The organism is Streptomyces sp. NPDC053542, from assembly GCF_044544685.1.
Lineage (GTDB): Bacteria > Actinomycetota > Actinomycetes > Streptomycetales > Streptomycetaceae > Streptomyces.
Map to the genome: position 1 here is coordinate 317,689 of NZ_JBITXL010000004.1, position 13,162 is coordinate 330,850.

A 13,162-nucleotide genomic window follows, 5' to 3' on the forward strand; every position below is an offset into this window, starting at 1 on the left:
TTCAACCCCAAGTGAAGACATAGCGGTACCCACTCCCCAGACCAAGTGCATCCACGAAAAGAAGAACTCCAGGAACGACCGGGCGTTCCGGAGGCCGCGCGGCGGTCAGCGCGCAGGCGTGAGTCACTGGAATTCACGTCCGCACGCATAGCGCAGCGGTAAGGAATACGGAAGCAGCGGACGGCATGAAAAAGCCGTCTTCCCCGGGTCACACCCCCGGGGCTCGGTCAGACGCTTGCCCGTAGCGAGAAATTCATGAGCCGTAGGCCGGTCACGCCCCGTGCATCCCCCTCTTTCCCCCCGGCGAGTCCGGCTTCCCGACTCGCCCTGGCCGGAGAAATACTGCAAGTGCCGCCGCGCAACTGTCAACCATCACTCCGCTATTTATACGGAGCGCCTTCCGTCCGCTCGGCGAGCGGATGCGGAATGCATAGTTCGGACTTAGGAATTCCAGTTGGGCGGACGACCCGCCCCCCGGACCGCCGGCCCGGCAACGACGAGGGCCGCCACGCGACATGCGTGGCGGCCCTTCGATGCGCTGCGCTCGCTGGCCAGATCGTTTCTGCTCAGCGCGCGGTGGTGGGGCGGGTGGGACTCGAACCCACGGCCGACGGATTATGAGTCCGCTGCTCTAACCGGCTGAGCTACCGCCCCCGTAACGGCGCGCCGCGCACATTTGTGCGCGCCGTCTGCCGCAGCATAGCCGCTCATACGATCTGCTGCCCGTGAGGGTGGGCGTCGAGCGCGGAGCGGCTCGCTGCGTGCGATCGTGAAGACTCCGATCACCCACTGTTCGGTTCCGCCCAGAGGCTCACTCTTTGGAGTGGTCCGGGTGTTCGATTCCCGGCGAGGCGCCGGCGCGCTCCCGGCGGGCCCGCCGCCGACCGCGCCGGACCCGGCACCCGGTACGGAACCGGACATGAAAAAGGACCCCTCACGGGGTCCTCTTCCTCCTGCTCCCCCGACTGGACTCGAACCAGTAACCCTCCGGTTAACAGCCGAATGCTCTGCCAATTGAGCTACAGGGGACTGCGCTCCCCCGACTGGACTCGAACCAGTAACCTGCCGGTTAACAGCCGGCTGCTCTGCCAATTGAGCTACAGGGGATTGCTCTGTGTGCCTCGAACGCACTCCGGTCCGGGCTTCCGGACGGCGTGCGCTCGCTGCGACACATACATTAGCGCAAGCAGGGGGGTGCTTTGCCAATCGGTATGCCCATGGGTGATCACTCCGGCCCCGGGTACCGGTGAGAGCAGCACAGCAGCGGCTCGCCGCGTCACCGGGAAGCACCCGGGAGCGGGACGGACAGACAGAGAGGTGGAGCGATGCGCTACCGGCTCACGTTCATCGCGGGACTGGCCATCGGATACGTGCTCGGCACCCGGGCCGGGCGGGAGCGGTACGAACAGCTGCGCAAGAGTGCGCAGCGGGTCGCGCAGAACCCCGCCGTCCGCAATACCGCCGAGTCCGCCGCGCAGACCGGCCGGCAGGCCGCGAACAAGGCGTACGACGCGGTTTCGGCCAAGGTTGGTGACAAGATCCCGAACTCCGTTTCGGACCGCGTCCGTTCGCTGCGCGAGCAGCGTTCCGGCGCAGAGGACGACTGGGGCACCAGCAACACCTAGCGTCTCGCGCCGGCCGCGACCGGCCGGGACCGCCGCCTTCCCCGGGCCGCCGCCGTGCGGTCCGGGGAGTCCGGCTTTCCGCAGGGGTCCCCGCATGCGGCATCATCAGGTCCTATGGGGATAGTCGCCGGGTTGGACAGCTCGTCCGCAAGCACACGCATCGTCGTCTGCGACACCGAAACGGGTGCCGTCGTCAGGCAGGGGTACGCCCCGCACCCTGACGGGAAGGGGCCCGATGTCGATCCGCAGACGTGGCTGATGTCACTCGGTGAGGCAGCCGCCGGCGGGCTCCTGGAGGGCGTGCAGGCGATCGGCGTCTCGGCGCAGCAGCACGGCCTGCTCCCGCTGGACAACGACGGTGCGCTGATTCGCCCTGCCCTCATGGGCAACGACAAGCGGGCGCAGAGCGCGGCGGCCGACCTGATCGACGCGCTCGGGGGGCGCTCGGCGTGGGCGGAGGGCGTGGGTTCCGTACCGCACGCCGCGCAGCCGGTGGCGAAGTTGCGCTGGCTGGCGCGCGCGGAGCCCGAGCACGCCGCCCGTGTGGCGGAGATCATGCAGCCGCACGACTGGCTGGTCTGGCAGCTGCTGGGGCGCCCCGCGCGGCGCACGACGGACCGCGGCGGCGCCTCGGGCACCGGCTTCTGGTCGGCGGCGAGCGGCGCGTACCGCCCGGATCTGGTCGAGCTGGCGCTCGGGCACCAGGTGCGGCTCCCCGAGGTGCTGGGCCCCGCCGACGCTGCCGGGGTGACGCCGGAGGGGCTGCTGATCTCCGCCGGTACGGGCGAGACGATGGCCGCCGCCTTCGGGCTGGGCGTGGGCACCGGGGACGCCGTGGTGTCGCTGGGCGCCTCCGGCTCGGTCTTCGGCATCCACCACGAGGCGCTGGCGGACTCGACGGGGACGATCACGTCTTTCGCCGACGCGACCGGCATGCATCTGCCGGTCGTCCACACCAGCAACGCCGTACGGGTGCTGCGCGGCATGGCCGAGGCGCTGGGGACGGACCTGGAGGGCCTGTCCGACCTGGCGCTGAAGTCGACACCGGGCTCGTACGGGATGGTGATGCTGCCCTATCTGGAGGGCGAGCGGACGCCTCATCTGCCGCACACCGCGGGGTCGCTGCACGGGCTGCGCAGGGAGAGCATGAAGCCCGAGCACATGGCGCGCGCCGCCGTCGAGGGCATGCTGTGCGGGCTCGCGGACGCGCTGGACGTGCTGCGCGGGCGGGGCGTGCCGGTGCGCAGAGTGTTCCTGCTGGGTGCCGCGGCCGAGCTGGGCGCCGTGCAGGCCGCCGCGCCCGCGCTGCTGGGCGCGCAGGTCGTGGTGCCGCAGCCGGCGGACTACGCGGCGGTGGGCGCGGCCCGACAGGCGGCGTGGGCGCTGGGCCTCGCGCACGGGACGCACTCGGCGCAGGAGCCGCCGCGCTGGCCGGCCGCGGCCTGCCAGGTGTTCGAGCCGGGCGAGGAGCTGGCCGTGGGGCAGGCGGTGCGGCAGCAGTACACGTCGGTACGGGAGGAGACGCACCCGGGCGCGTTCGACGAGGCGACGGGCGGCCCGGAGGCGGCCGTGAGCCCTGCGGAGAACGCTGTGGGGAGCCCTGTGGGGGGTCAGGAGCCGGTCGAGGGCTGAGAGCCGCGACGGGCGTGCCCCGGGGCACGAACCGGCGCTCGGTCGAGGTATCAGTCGAGGTAGCCGCGCAGCTGGTCGGTATCAGTCGAGGTAGCCGCGCAGCTGGTCGGCGAAGGCGTGATCGCGGAGCTTGTTCAGGGTCTTGGACTCGATCTGGCGGATGCGTTCGCGGGTGACGCCGAAGATGCGCCCTATCTCCTCCAGCGTGCGCGGCCTGCCGTCGGCCAGGCCGTAGCGGAGCTGGACGACCTTGCGCTCGCGCTCGCCGAGGGTGGAGAGCACCGCTTCGAGGTGCTCGCGCAACAGCAGGAAAGCGGCGGACTCCACGGGGGACGCGGCGTCGCCGTCCTCGATGAGGTCGCCGAGCGCGACGTCGTCCTCCTCGCCGACCGGTGCGTGCAGCGAGACGGGCTCCTGGGCGAGCCGCAGCACCTCGCTGACGCGCTCCTCGGGCAGGTCGAGCTGGGCGGCGACCTCCTCGGGGGTCGGTTCGTAGCCGCGCTCCTGGAGCATCCGGCGCTGGACCCGTACGACGCGGTTGATCAGCTCGACGACGTGCACCGGGACCCGGATCGTGCGGGCCTGGTCGGCGAGGGCGCGGGACATCGCCTGGCGGATCCACCACGTCGCGTACGTGGAGAACTTGTAGCCGCGCGCGTAATCGAACTTCTCGACCGCGCGGATCAGTCCGAGGTTTCCCTCCTGGACGAGGTCGAGCATGGTCAGGCCGCGGCCGACGTACCGCTTGGCGACCGAGACGACCAGGCGGAGGTTGGCCTCGATCAGGCGGCGCTTGGCCATCCGGCCCAGTACCACCAGCTTGTCGAGGTCGAGGGCCAGCTGGGAGTCCAGGTCGGGGGTGCCCGCGAGCTTCGCCTCGGCGAACAGGCCGGCTTCCACCCGGCGGGCCAGCTCGACCTCCTCGGCCGCGCTGAGCAGCGGGATGCGGCCGATCTCCCGGAGGTACTGCCGGAAGAGGTCGGAGGACGGGCCACCCGCCTCGGGCCTGGCCTGCCGCTCCGGTGGCGGCTCAGGTGCCGGGTCCGGCTCTTCGGACAGCATCTCGGGGGCGGGCGGCTCGGCCTGCTGGGGCACGGTGGCGGCCGCTTCGGGCGGCGCGTCGGCGAGGCTCCGTGTCTGCACGGGGGCGACCTCCAGGGTGATCGCTGCTGAGGCGGCACAAAGGTCGGGTACGGCTGCGGCCGAGCCGCCGTCCGTCCCGTACATCAGAAGCGGGTTGGCGTCGGACTCCGGCTCTGTACCGCCGGATCCGGCGCGCTTCGAGGACTCAGGCACCGTTCCTCAGTGTGGAGTACGACACACTCCCGCCACGAGGGGCGTGCGGCGACTTTTTGCCTTCAGTGGGTGACCGGGTGGTTACGCAGACAGTCCGGCAGGCCGCGGCGGGCGCGCCGCGCGTGCCTCAGAGGGCCGCGGCGCCGCGCTCCCGGAGGGCCTGGGCGTACTGCTCCAGCACCCAGAGCTCGTTCTGCAGGGCGGTGTACTGCTCGCCGCCCGTCCGCGGGTCGTGGCGCTGCAGCGCGCCGTGGATCTCGGCACAGCGCTGCCGGACGGCGGCCAGCCGGACGGCGACGAGCTGCACGCCCGCGTACAGCTCGTCCGGATCGCGGCGGGTGTGCAGCGGCTCGACGGCCAGCTCCGTGACCATCGAGCGGACCGCGTCGTCGGGCGCGGCCTCGCGGACGCGGGTGAGGAAGCCGGCGTCGGCGGCGGCCGTGCCGCCCGCCTCCTCGATGCAGCGGCGGACCACGGCGTACGGCGGCGCGGTGAACTCGTCGATGCCGTACGCGTCGAACGTCGGGGCGACCAGGTCGGGGCGCTGCAGGGCGAGCTTGAGCAGCTCGCGCTCGACGCGGTGCGCCGGGCTGCGGAGGTTCAGCGCGGGGCCCCGGGGGGCCTCGGGGGCCGCGGGCCGCGCGGGCTCGGCGCCGCGCCGCTGCGGCCTGCCCTGGGCCTCCCTCGGGTCCCTGCCGCGCTCGCGGGCCCAGCGGGCCAGCTGGGAGACGCGGCGGACGACGAACTGGGTGTCCAGGATGCCGAGCAGGCCGGCCAGCTGGACGGCCGTCTCGTGCTGGATGGAGCTGTTCTTGATGTTGGCGACGATGGGCGCCGCCTCGTCCAGCGCGGCGGCGCGGCCGACCGGGGTGGCCAGATTGTGCCGCGCGACGAGCTGGCGCAGCGCGAACTCGAAGAGCGGCGTACGGGACTCCACCAGGTCGGCGACGGCCTCGTCGCCCTTGGCCAGGCGCAGCTCGCAGGGGTCCATGCCGCCGGGCGTGATCGCGATGGAGGTCTCGGCGGCGAACTTCTGGTCGTCCTCGAAGGCGCGCAGCGCCGCCTTCTGGCCCGCGGCGTCGCCGTCGAAGGTGAAGACGACCTCGGAGCCGCTGTTGTCCATCAGGAGCCGGCGGAGGATCTTGATGTGGCCCTCGCCGAAGGACGTGCCGCAGGTCGCGATGGCGCTGCGGACGCCGGCGAGGTGGCAGGCCATGACGTCGGTGTAGCCCTCGACCACCACCGCGCGGTTCCCCTTGGCGATCTCCTTCTTCGCGAGGTCGATGCCGTACAGCACATGCGACTTGCGGTAGATCGGGGTCTCGGGGGTGTTGAGGTACTTCGGGCCGTTGTCGTCGTCGCGGAGCTTGCGGGCGCCAAAGCCGACGACCTCGCCCGCGATGTCCCGGATGGGCCACATCAGACGGCCCCGGAAGCGGTCGATGGGGCCGCGGCGGCCGTCCTGGGAGAGGCCGGAGAGGATCAGCTCCTTGTCCGTGAAGCCGCGGCCGCGCAGGAAGCGCGTGAGGTGGTCCCAGCCCGCGGGGCTGTACCCCACGCCGAAGTGCTGGGCCGCGGCCTGGTCGAAGCCGCGCTCGGCGAGGAACTTCCGGCCGATCTCGGCCTCGGGGCTGTCGAGCTGCTCGATGTAGAACTGCGCGGCGACCTTGTGCGCCTCGACGAGGCGGGTGCGCTCGCCCTGCTGGCGCCCGGGGGCGTACCCGCCCTCTTCGTACCGCAGGGTGATGCCCGCCTGGGAGGCGAGGCGCTCGATGGTCTCGGCGAAGGAGAGGTGGTCGACCTTCATGATGAAGTCGACGGTGTCGCCGCCCTCCTGGCAGCCGAAGCAGTGGTACAGCCCCTTGCTGGGGCTGACGTGGAATGAGGGGGACTTCTCGTCGTGGAAGGGGCACAGGCCCTTCAGATTGCCGCCGCCGGCGTTCCGGAGCTGGAGGTACTCGGACACGACGGCGTCGATCGGGACCGCGTCCCGCACCGCCCGCACGTCGTCATCGTTGATCCTGCCTGCCACGCGAGAATTCTACGGGGCACCAGTGACAGTTCCGGGTCCCCGTCTCACGCTGCGGCGATCTTGAAGACGAAGCGGTGATGCGCGCCACTCGGCGCGATCTCGAAGGTCTCGCCGTCCGTGGTGAAGCCCATCCGCTCGTAGAAGCCGCGCGCGGAGACCCGGCCGTTGCACCACACGAGCTGGGCCCCGCGCCGCGCCGCCTCCTCGATGCCGGCGCGCAGCACGGCGGCCCCGAAGCCCCGCCCGCGCGCCTCGGGCGAGCTGGCCATGCCGCGGAAGCGGTACGCGGGGACGGCCTCCTCGCCCGGCACGGGGTCGGGGAAGAAGGTCGCGCAGGCCGCGAGGGTGTCCCCGTCGTACGCCGCCATGTGGAAGACGCCGGGGTCCGCGTCCTCCGGGTACCTCGCGGCCTCGGCGGGCAGCCCGGGGCGGAGCACCGACCAACGCAGGTCGAAGATCTCCGCCCGCGGGACCGTTTTCGTACGGATGGCCATGGGGCGCACGCTACGCGAGGAACGACCGGCCCGGCATTCGATTATGCGAGGAACGACTCCAGCGGCACCGTCGGATCGGCCAGCGCCTCCGCGTCCAGGGCACGCCCGGAGCGGATCATGGCCTGCAGCGGCTCGGTGACGTCCCACACATTGACGTTCATCGCGGCCAGCAGCCGGCCGCCGGAGTCCAGCCAGCAGGCGATGAACTCGCGCTTGCCGACGTCGCCGCGGAGCACGACCTGCTCGTAGGAGCCCGGTGGCGCGTAGCCCGAGTACTCCAGGCCGACGTCGTACTGGTCGGAGAAGAAGTACGGGATGCGGTCGTAGCTGACCTCCTGGCCCAGCATGGCGCGCGCGGCGGCCGGGCCGCCGTTGAGCGCGTTGGCCCAGTGCTCCACGCGCAGCCGGGTCTCCAGGACCGGGTGCGCGGCCGCGGCCACGTCACCGGCCGCGAAGATGTGCGGGTCGGACGTGCGCAGCGACGCGTCCACGACGATGCCGCCGCCCTCCGAGCGGTCCGCGAGGGCCAGCCCGGCCTGCTCGGCGAGGGCGGTGCGGGGCGCGGCGCCGATCGCGGCGAGCACGTCGTGCGCCGGGTGCTCCTCGCCGTCGTCGGTCTGCGCCGCCAGTACGACGCCGCCCTGGCCGGTGATCTCGGTGAGCGTGGCGCCGAAGTGGAAGCGGACGCCGTGCTCGCGGTGCAGCTCGGTGAAGAGCCCGCCGATCTCGGGGCCGAGGACGTGGTGCAGCGGGGTCGCCGAGGGCTCGACGATGGTGACCTCGGCGCCGTAGGAGCGGGCCGCGGCCGCGACCTCCAGGCCGATCCAGCCCGCGCCGGCGATCACGAGGTGGCCGTTGTCCCGGCCGAGGGAGGCCAGTACGCCGCGCAGCCGTTCGGCGTGCGCGAGGCGGCGCAGGTGGTGGACGCCGGCCAGGTCGGTGCCGGGGATGTCCAGGCGGCGCGGCTCGGCACCGGTGGCCAGCAGCAGCTTGTCGTACGCGATGAGGGTGCCGTCACCGAGCCGTACCGTACGGGTCACCGGGTCCAGGGCGACTGCGGGCTGGCCGAGATGCAGCTCGATGTCGCTGCGCGCGTACCACGCCGGCTCGTGCACGAAGACGCTGTCCCGTTCGGCCTTGCCGATCAGGAAGTCCTTGGAGAGCGGCGGCCGTTCGTACGGGTGGTCGCGCTCGTCACAGATGAGGATCACCCGGCCGCTGAACCCCTCCGACCGGAGGGTCTCGGCTGCCTTTGCCCCGGCCAGGCCACCGCCGACGATGACGAACGTCTGGTGTGCGTCGACCACTTGCTTCCTCCTCGCTGCGGCGCAGTGCGTCTGCGCCTTGAACGCCCCCCGTTCGGCCCCCGTTTGCGCCCCCGTTCGAAAAAGCCATACCCCCGTTCGAGCACCTCAGCACTGCGGGGGTTCGAGCGTCCCGCACAGAGGGTGATGGGGGAAGAGGGTAGGCCCTTGCTACGTCACCCTTAGTTGTCACGCGCGGGCGGACGACGCCGTTCTGTGAGGCCCTTGTGGCGTGTGAGGCGGGCGTGCAGGGTGCGCGCCGAGGTGTCCGTGAGGGCCGCGATCTGGTCGATGACGGCGCGCATCCGTGCGGTGTCGTCCGCTGCTCCGTCGAACAGCGAACGGAACTGCGGGTCGAGGCCGTCCGGTGCGCGCGCGAGCAGCGCCTCGGCCAGCTCCGCGATGATCACCCGCTGTTCGGCGCGCAGCGCCTCTTGGTCGGGGCGCTGCATCACGTACCGGTCGGCGACCGCCTTCAGTACGGCGCATTCGAGGCGGGCCTCCTCGGGGACGACCAGATCGGCGCGGTAACGGGTGAGCCGCCCCGTACCGTACGCGGCGCGGGTGGCGGCTTCCGCGGCGAGGCAGAACCGGCCGATCAGCTGGCTGGTGGCGTCCTTCAGGCGGGCCTGGGCGACCGCGGAGCCGTCGTAGCCGTGCGGCCACCACTCCTGCTCCAGCAGCCGGTCCAGGGCCGCTCCCAGCTCCGCGTCGCCGGCGCCCGGCGCGTACCGGTCCGCGGCCACCGCGAAGACCTCGGCGCGCTCGGGGTCCGCGTAGAGCACGGCCGGGTCCAGGTGTCCGGCGTGCAGCCCGTCCTCCACGTCGTGCACCGAGTACGCCACGTCGTCGGACCAGTCCATGACCTGCGCCTCGAAGCTGCGCGCGGCTTCGGGGGCGCCCTGCCGCAGCCACCGGAAGACGGGCAGGTCGTCCGCGTACACCCCGAACTTGCGCGAGCGCGGGTCCTCGGGGTGGCCGCCGCGCACCCAGGGGTACTTGGTCGCCGCGTCCAGGGCGGCGCGCGTGAGGTTGAGGCCGACGCTGACGATGCGGCCGTCGTCGGCGGTGACGAACCGTTTCGGTTCGAGCCGGGCCAGCAGCCGCAGGGACTGCGCGTTGCCCTCGAAGCCGCCGCAGGGCGCGGCCACTTCGTTCAGCGCCTGCTCGCCGTTGTGCCCGAAGGGCGGATGGCCCAGGTCGTGCGCCAGGCACGCGGTCTCGACCAGGTCCGGGTCGCAGCCGAGCGCCGCGCCCAGCTCCCGCCCGACCTGCGCGCACTCCAGGGAGTGCGTGAGCCGGGTGCGCGGGGTCGCGTCCCAGGCGTGCGCGCCGGTACCGGACGCGGCGACGCCGGGCGTGACGACCTGCGTCTTGCCGGCCAGTCTGCGCAGCGCGGCGGAGTGCAGCACGCGCGCGCGGTCCCGCTGGAAAGCCGTCCGGCCCGGGCGCTTGTCCGGCTCGGACACCCAGCGCTCGGCGTCGGCGTCGTCGTACGCGGCGCCGTACCGGTCACTGTTGTACAGATCGTTGTCGTACGAGGTGCCCACGGGCCGCCCGGCACGGTGCGCCGCGCGGCCTGCCCGTGGTTCTGGTGAGTTGGGACCCGTCATACCGCGACGGTAGCCGCACCGGCCCCCTCTCGGTCGGAAGCGGTACGCGCGCGGAGCGACTGGTCGTAACGGTGCAGGACGAGACGGGCGAGGGCCGGGTGGTCGCCGAGGGGCGCGGCGGCGGGTCCGAGGACGGCGGAGGAGGCGGTCGCGAAGCGGCCGGGCGCGGTGAAGTACGAGGCGAGGACGGGCCGCAGGCCGCGCGTCCGCAGGGCCGCCGCGGCCTCCTCGACGGTGGCGCCGGCGCCCGCCGCGTAGCCCGGTACGACGGGCACGCCGCCGAGCCGCATGGAGAGCAGCCGGGCGGTGCGTTCGGTGTCGGTGGCCGAGTCCGTGTCCCGCGAGCCGGCCGCGGCCAGGACTATCCCCGTGCCGGGCGCCTCCGGCCGGGTCCCGGCCTCCGTCAGCCGTTCGTGCAGCGCCTCGGCGAGCAGCGAGTGCGGCCCGAGCGGCGCCGCTATACGGGCGCTGACCTGCGGCGCGGCGTCGGCCATCGAGGGTATGTCGGACTTGGTGTGGTAGCCGCGGCTCAGCAGCAGCGGCACGAGGACCGCGTCGCCGTCCAGCCCGGCCAGCGTGTCGGACAGCAGTGGCTCGTTCAGTTCAATGTGTCCCAGGCGCACCGGGAGTCCGGGGCGCAGGGCGCGTACCCGGTCCAGCAGCGCGGTGACGGTCTCCAGGGCGCGGGGATCGCGGCTTCCGTGGGCGACCGCGACGAGGGTCGGCGGCATCGGTTTCTTGACGGGGCCGCACGGCAGGGTGCGGCGGCTGTGGAGTCTGACCCGGCTGAGCTGGGTGCTGAGCTGTGTGGTGATCTCTGTCATGAGCTGCGCCGTACTGTCGAAGGGAACCGCTGCGGGAAGGTGCGCGTTCGACGCCGTCATGGAGGGAGCCTGGCAGCGGAGAGTTGCCGGAGCGTTGCGCAGGAGTGACGAGTCGTTTCTCCGCCCTCACGGGTCCGGGCGCGCCCCGGGGAGGGACCCGTGCCGGGCACGTAACACCAGGGGGCGGCGGCGGAAACGCGCGCGTTGCACCGTGACCGTATGAACGCCGACGTCACGACCGGCACGGTCGACACGCACTGTCCGTACTGCTCCCTGCAGTGCGGAATGTCGCTGCGCCCGGAGCAGGGCACGGTACAGGTGGTCGAGCGCCCCGCGTTCCCCGTGAACCGCGGAGCGCTGTGCGGTAAGGGCCGTACCGCCGCCGAGGTCCTGGACCAGCGGGTACGGCTGACGGAACCGCTGGTCAGGGACGGTGGGACGCTGCGGCCCGCCACCTGGGACGAGGCCCTGGACCGGGTCGCTGCGGGACTGGACAGCGCACGGTCCGTATACGGGGACGACGCGGTGGGCGTCTTCGGGGGCGGCGGCCTGACCAACGAGAAGGCGTACGCGCTGGGCAAGTTCGCGCGCGTCGCGCTCGGCACCTCGCAGATCGACTACAACGGCCGGTTCTGCATGTCCTCGGCGGCCGCGGCACACGGGCGCGCGTTCGGTCTCGACCGCGGCATGCCGTTCCCGCTGGCGGACGTGGCCCGTACGGGGTGCGTGATCCTGGTGGGCTCCAACCTCGCCGAGACCATGCCGCCCGCGCTGCGCTACCTGACCGAGCTGCGCGAGAACGGCGGCAAGCTGATCGTCGTCGACCCGCGCCGCACGAAGACCGCCGAGGCGGCCGACCTGCACCTCGCCCCGCGCCCCGGGACCGATCTCGCGCTGGCTCTGGGCCTGCTGCACCTCGTCGTCGCCCAGGGCCGTACGGACGAGGCGTTCATCGCGGAGCGCACCACCGGGTGGCCCGAGGCGCGGGCCGCCGCGATGGCGCACTGGCCGGAGCTGGTGGAGCGGATCACGGGCGTGCCGGTGCCGGAACTGCGCGAGGCCGTCGCGCTGTTCTGCGACGCCGGCTCCTCGATGGTGCTCACCGCGCGCGGCCCGGAGCAGCAGGCCAAGGGCACCGACACGGTCGGCGCGTGGATCAACCTGTGCCTGGCCACCGGGCGGGCCGGCCGGGAGCTGTCCGGGTACGGCTGCCTGACGGGCCAGGGCAACGGCCAGGGCGGCCGCGAGCACGGCCAGAAGGCCGACCAGCTGCCCGGCTACCGCAAGCTCGACGACCCGGCCGCCAGGGAGCACGTGGCGGCCGTCTGGGGCGTCTCCCCGGACAGCCTGCCGGGTCCGGGGCGCAGCGCGTACGAGCTGCTGGACGCGCTCGGCACCGATGTGCGCGCGCTGCTCCTGATGGGCTCCAACCCGGTCGTCTCCGCACCGCGCGCCGCGCACGTGGAGGAGCGCATCCGCTCGCTGGACTTCCTGGCCGTCGCGGATGTCGTCCTCTCGGAGACGGCCGCGCTGGCGGATGTGGTGCTGCCGGTGACGCAGTGGGCGGAGGAGACCGGTACGACGACGAACCTGGAGGGCCGGGTACTGCTGCGCCGCCGCGCCCTGGACCCGCCGCCCGGTGTCCGCACGGACCTGGCGGTGCTGAACGGGCTGGCGGCGCGGCTGGGCCACGAGAAGGGCTTCCCCGACGATCCGGAGGAGGTCTTCGAGGAGCTGCGCCGCGCCTCGGAGGGCGGCGCGGCGGACTACTCCGGGATCAGCTACCGGCGCATCGCCGCCGAGGACGGCATCTTCTGGCCGTGCCCCGACGAGACGCACCCGGGAACCCCGCGGCTCTTCCTGGACCGGTTCGCCACCCCGGACGGCCGGGCCCGCTTCGTACCGGTGTCGCACCGCGCGTCGGCGGAGGAGGCGGACGCCGAGTACCCGGTGCTGCTGACCACTGGGCGGGTGCTGGCGCAGTACCAGTCGGGCGCGCAGACCCGGCGCGTGAAGGAGCTGAACGACGCGGCGCCCGGCCCCTTCGTGCAGATCCACCCGCTGCTCGCGGAGCGGTACGGCATCGGCGAGGGCGACCGGGTCGCGGTGGAGTCCCGGCGCGGCCGGGCCGTGGCGCCCGCCCGGCTGACCGGCACCATCCGCTCCGACACGGTCTTCATGCCGTTCCACTGGCCGGGCGAGGGCCGCGCCAACACCCTCACCAACCCGGCCTTGGACCCCACCTCGCGGATGCCGGAGTTCAAGGTCTGCGCGGTCCGGCTGACACCGCTGGGCCCCTAGAGGGCTTCAGCTGGGCCCTTAGAGGGCTTCAGTCGGAGGGC

General features: G+C 72.7%; 9 protein-coding genes and 3 tRNA genes. 3 read left to right on the forward strand and 9 right to left on the reverse strand.

Features of this window, described 5'->3' with window-relative positions; translation table 11 throughout:
- Window positions 1-577 precede the first annotated feature (577 nt).
- The 3 genes from ACIGXO_RS13145 to ACIGXO_RS13155 all read right to left on the reverse strand — a co-directional run bounded on the left by ACIGXO_RS13145 (window position 578) and on the right by ACIGXO_RS13155 (window position 1,107).
- Window positions 578-654: transfer RNA gene (locus ACIGXO_RS13145), tRNA-Ile, on the reverse strand.
- A 302-nt stretch (window positions 655-956) separates the two neighbouring features.
- Window positions 957-1,029 (reverse strand) — tRNA-Asn (locus ACIGXO_RS13150).
- 5 nt (window positions 1,030-1,034) lie between these two features.
- Window positions 1,035-1,107: transfer RNA gene (locus ACIGXO_RS13155), tRNA-Asn, on the reverse strand.
- 218 nt (window positions 1,108-1,325) lie between these two features.
- Between ACIGXO_RS13155 and ACIGXO_RS13160 the strand changes: the two genes are divergently transcribed.
- Together ACIGXO_RS13160 and ACIGXO_RS13165 are read left to right on the forward strand one after the other, a co-directional pair.
- On the forward strand, window positions 1,326-1,625 hold the full coding sequence (locus tag ACIGXO_RS13160) for a YtxH domain-containing protein (RefSeq protein WP_223735773.1): 300 nt from the start codon (window positions 1,326-1,328) through the stop codon (window positions 1,623-1,625).
- Window positions 1,626-1,739: 114 nt separating this feature from the next.
- Window positions 1,740-3,257 (forward strand): FGGY family carbohydrate kinase, encoded by a 1,518-nt coding sequence (locus ACIGXO_RS13165; protein ID WP_399784676.1) that lies wholly within the window; start codon window positions 1,740-1,742, stop codon window positions 3,255-3,257.
- A gap of 81 nt (window positions 3,258-3,338) precedes the next feature.
- On the opposite strand, the gene ACIGXO_RS13170 is transcribed toward ACIGXO_RS13165, so the two are convergent.
- The 6 genes from ACIGXO_RS13170 to ACIGXO_RS13195 form a co-directional block, all read right to left on the reverse strand.
- A complete protein-coding gene (locus ACIGXO_RS13170; RefSeq protein ID WP_399784679.1) occupies window positions 3,339-4,553 on the reverse strand; it encodes an RNA polymerase sigma factor in 1,215 nt (404 codons plus the stop codon).
- 127 nt (window positions 4,554-4,680) lie between these two features.
- Window positions 4,681-6,585 (reverse strand): DNA primase, encoded by a 1,905-nt coding sequence (gene dnaG, locus ACIGXO_RS13175; protein WP_399784682.1) that lies wholly within the window; start codon window positions 6,583-6,585, stop codon window positions 4,681-4,683.
- A gap of 44 nt (window positions 6,586-6,629) precedes the next feature.
- Window positions 6,630-7,079, reverse strand: a complete 450-nt coding sequence (locus ACIGXO_RS13180) for a GNAT family N-acetyltransferase (protein ID WP_399784684.1) — start codon at window positions 7,077-7,079, stop codon at window positions 6,630-6,632.
- Window positions 7,080-7,120: 41 nt separating this feature from the next.
- Window positions 7,121-8,386, reverse strand: a complete 1,266-nt coding sequence (locus ACIGXO_RS13185; protein ID WP_399784686.1) for an NAD(P)/FAD-dependent oxidoreductase — start codon at window positions 8,384-8,386, stop codon at window positions 7,121-7,123.
- A 179-nt stretch (window positions 8,387-8,565) separates the two neighbouring features.
- The gene (locus ACIGXO_RS13190) at window positions 8,566-9,996 is read right to left on the reverse strand and encodes a deoxyguanosinetriphosphate triphosphohydrolase (RefSeq protein WP_399784689.1); all 1,431 of its coding nucleotides are present in this window, start codon (window positions 9,994-9,996) and stop codon (window positions 8,566-8,568) included.
- A complete protein-coding gene (locus ACIGXO_RS13195; RefSeq protein WP_399784692.1) occupies window positions 9,993-10,820 on the reverse strand; it encodes a sirohydrochlorin chelatase in 828 nt (275 codons plus the stop codon). The genes ACIGXO_RS13190 and ACIGXO_RS13195 overlap by 4 nt, the downstream gene beginning before the upstream one ends.
- Before the next feature lie 219 nt (window positions 10,821-11,039).
- On the opposite strand from ACIGXO_RS13195, the gene ACIGXO_RS13200 reads away from it, so the two are divergent.
- On the forward strand, window positions 11,040-13,121 hold the full coding sequence (locus tag ACIGXO_RS13200) for a molybdopterin oxidoreductase family protein (protein ID WP_399784695.1): 2,082 nt from the start codon (window positions 11,040-11,042) through the stop codon (window positions 13,119-13,121).
- Window positions 13,122-13,162: the final 41 nt, after the last annotated feature.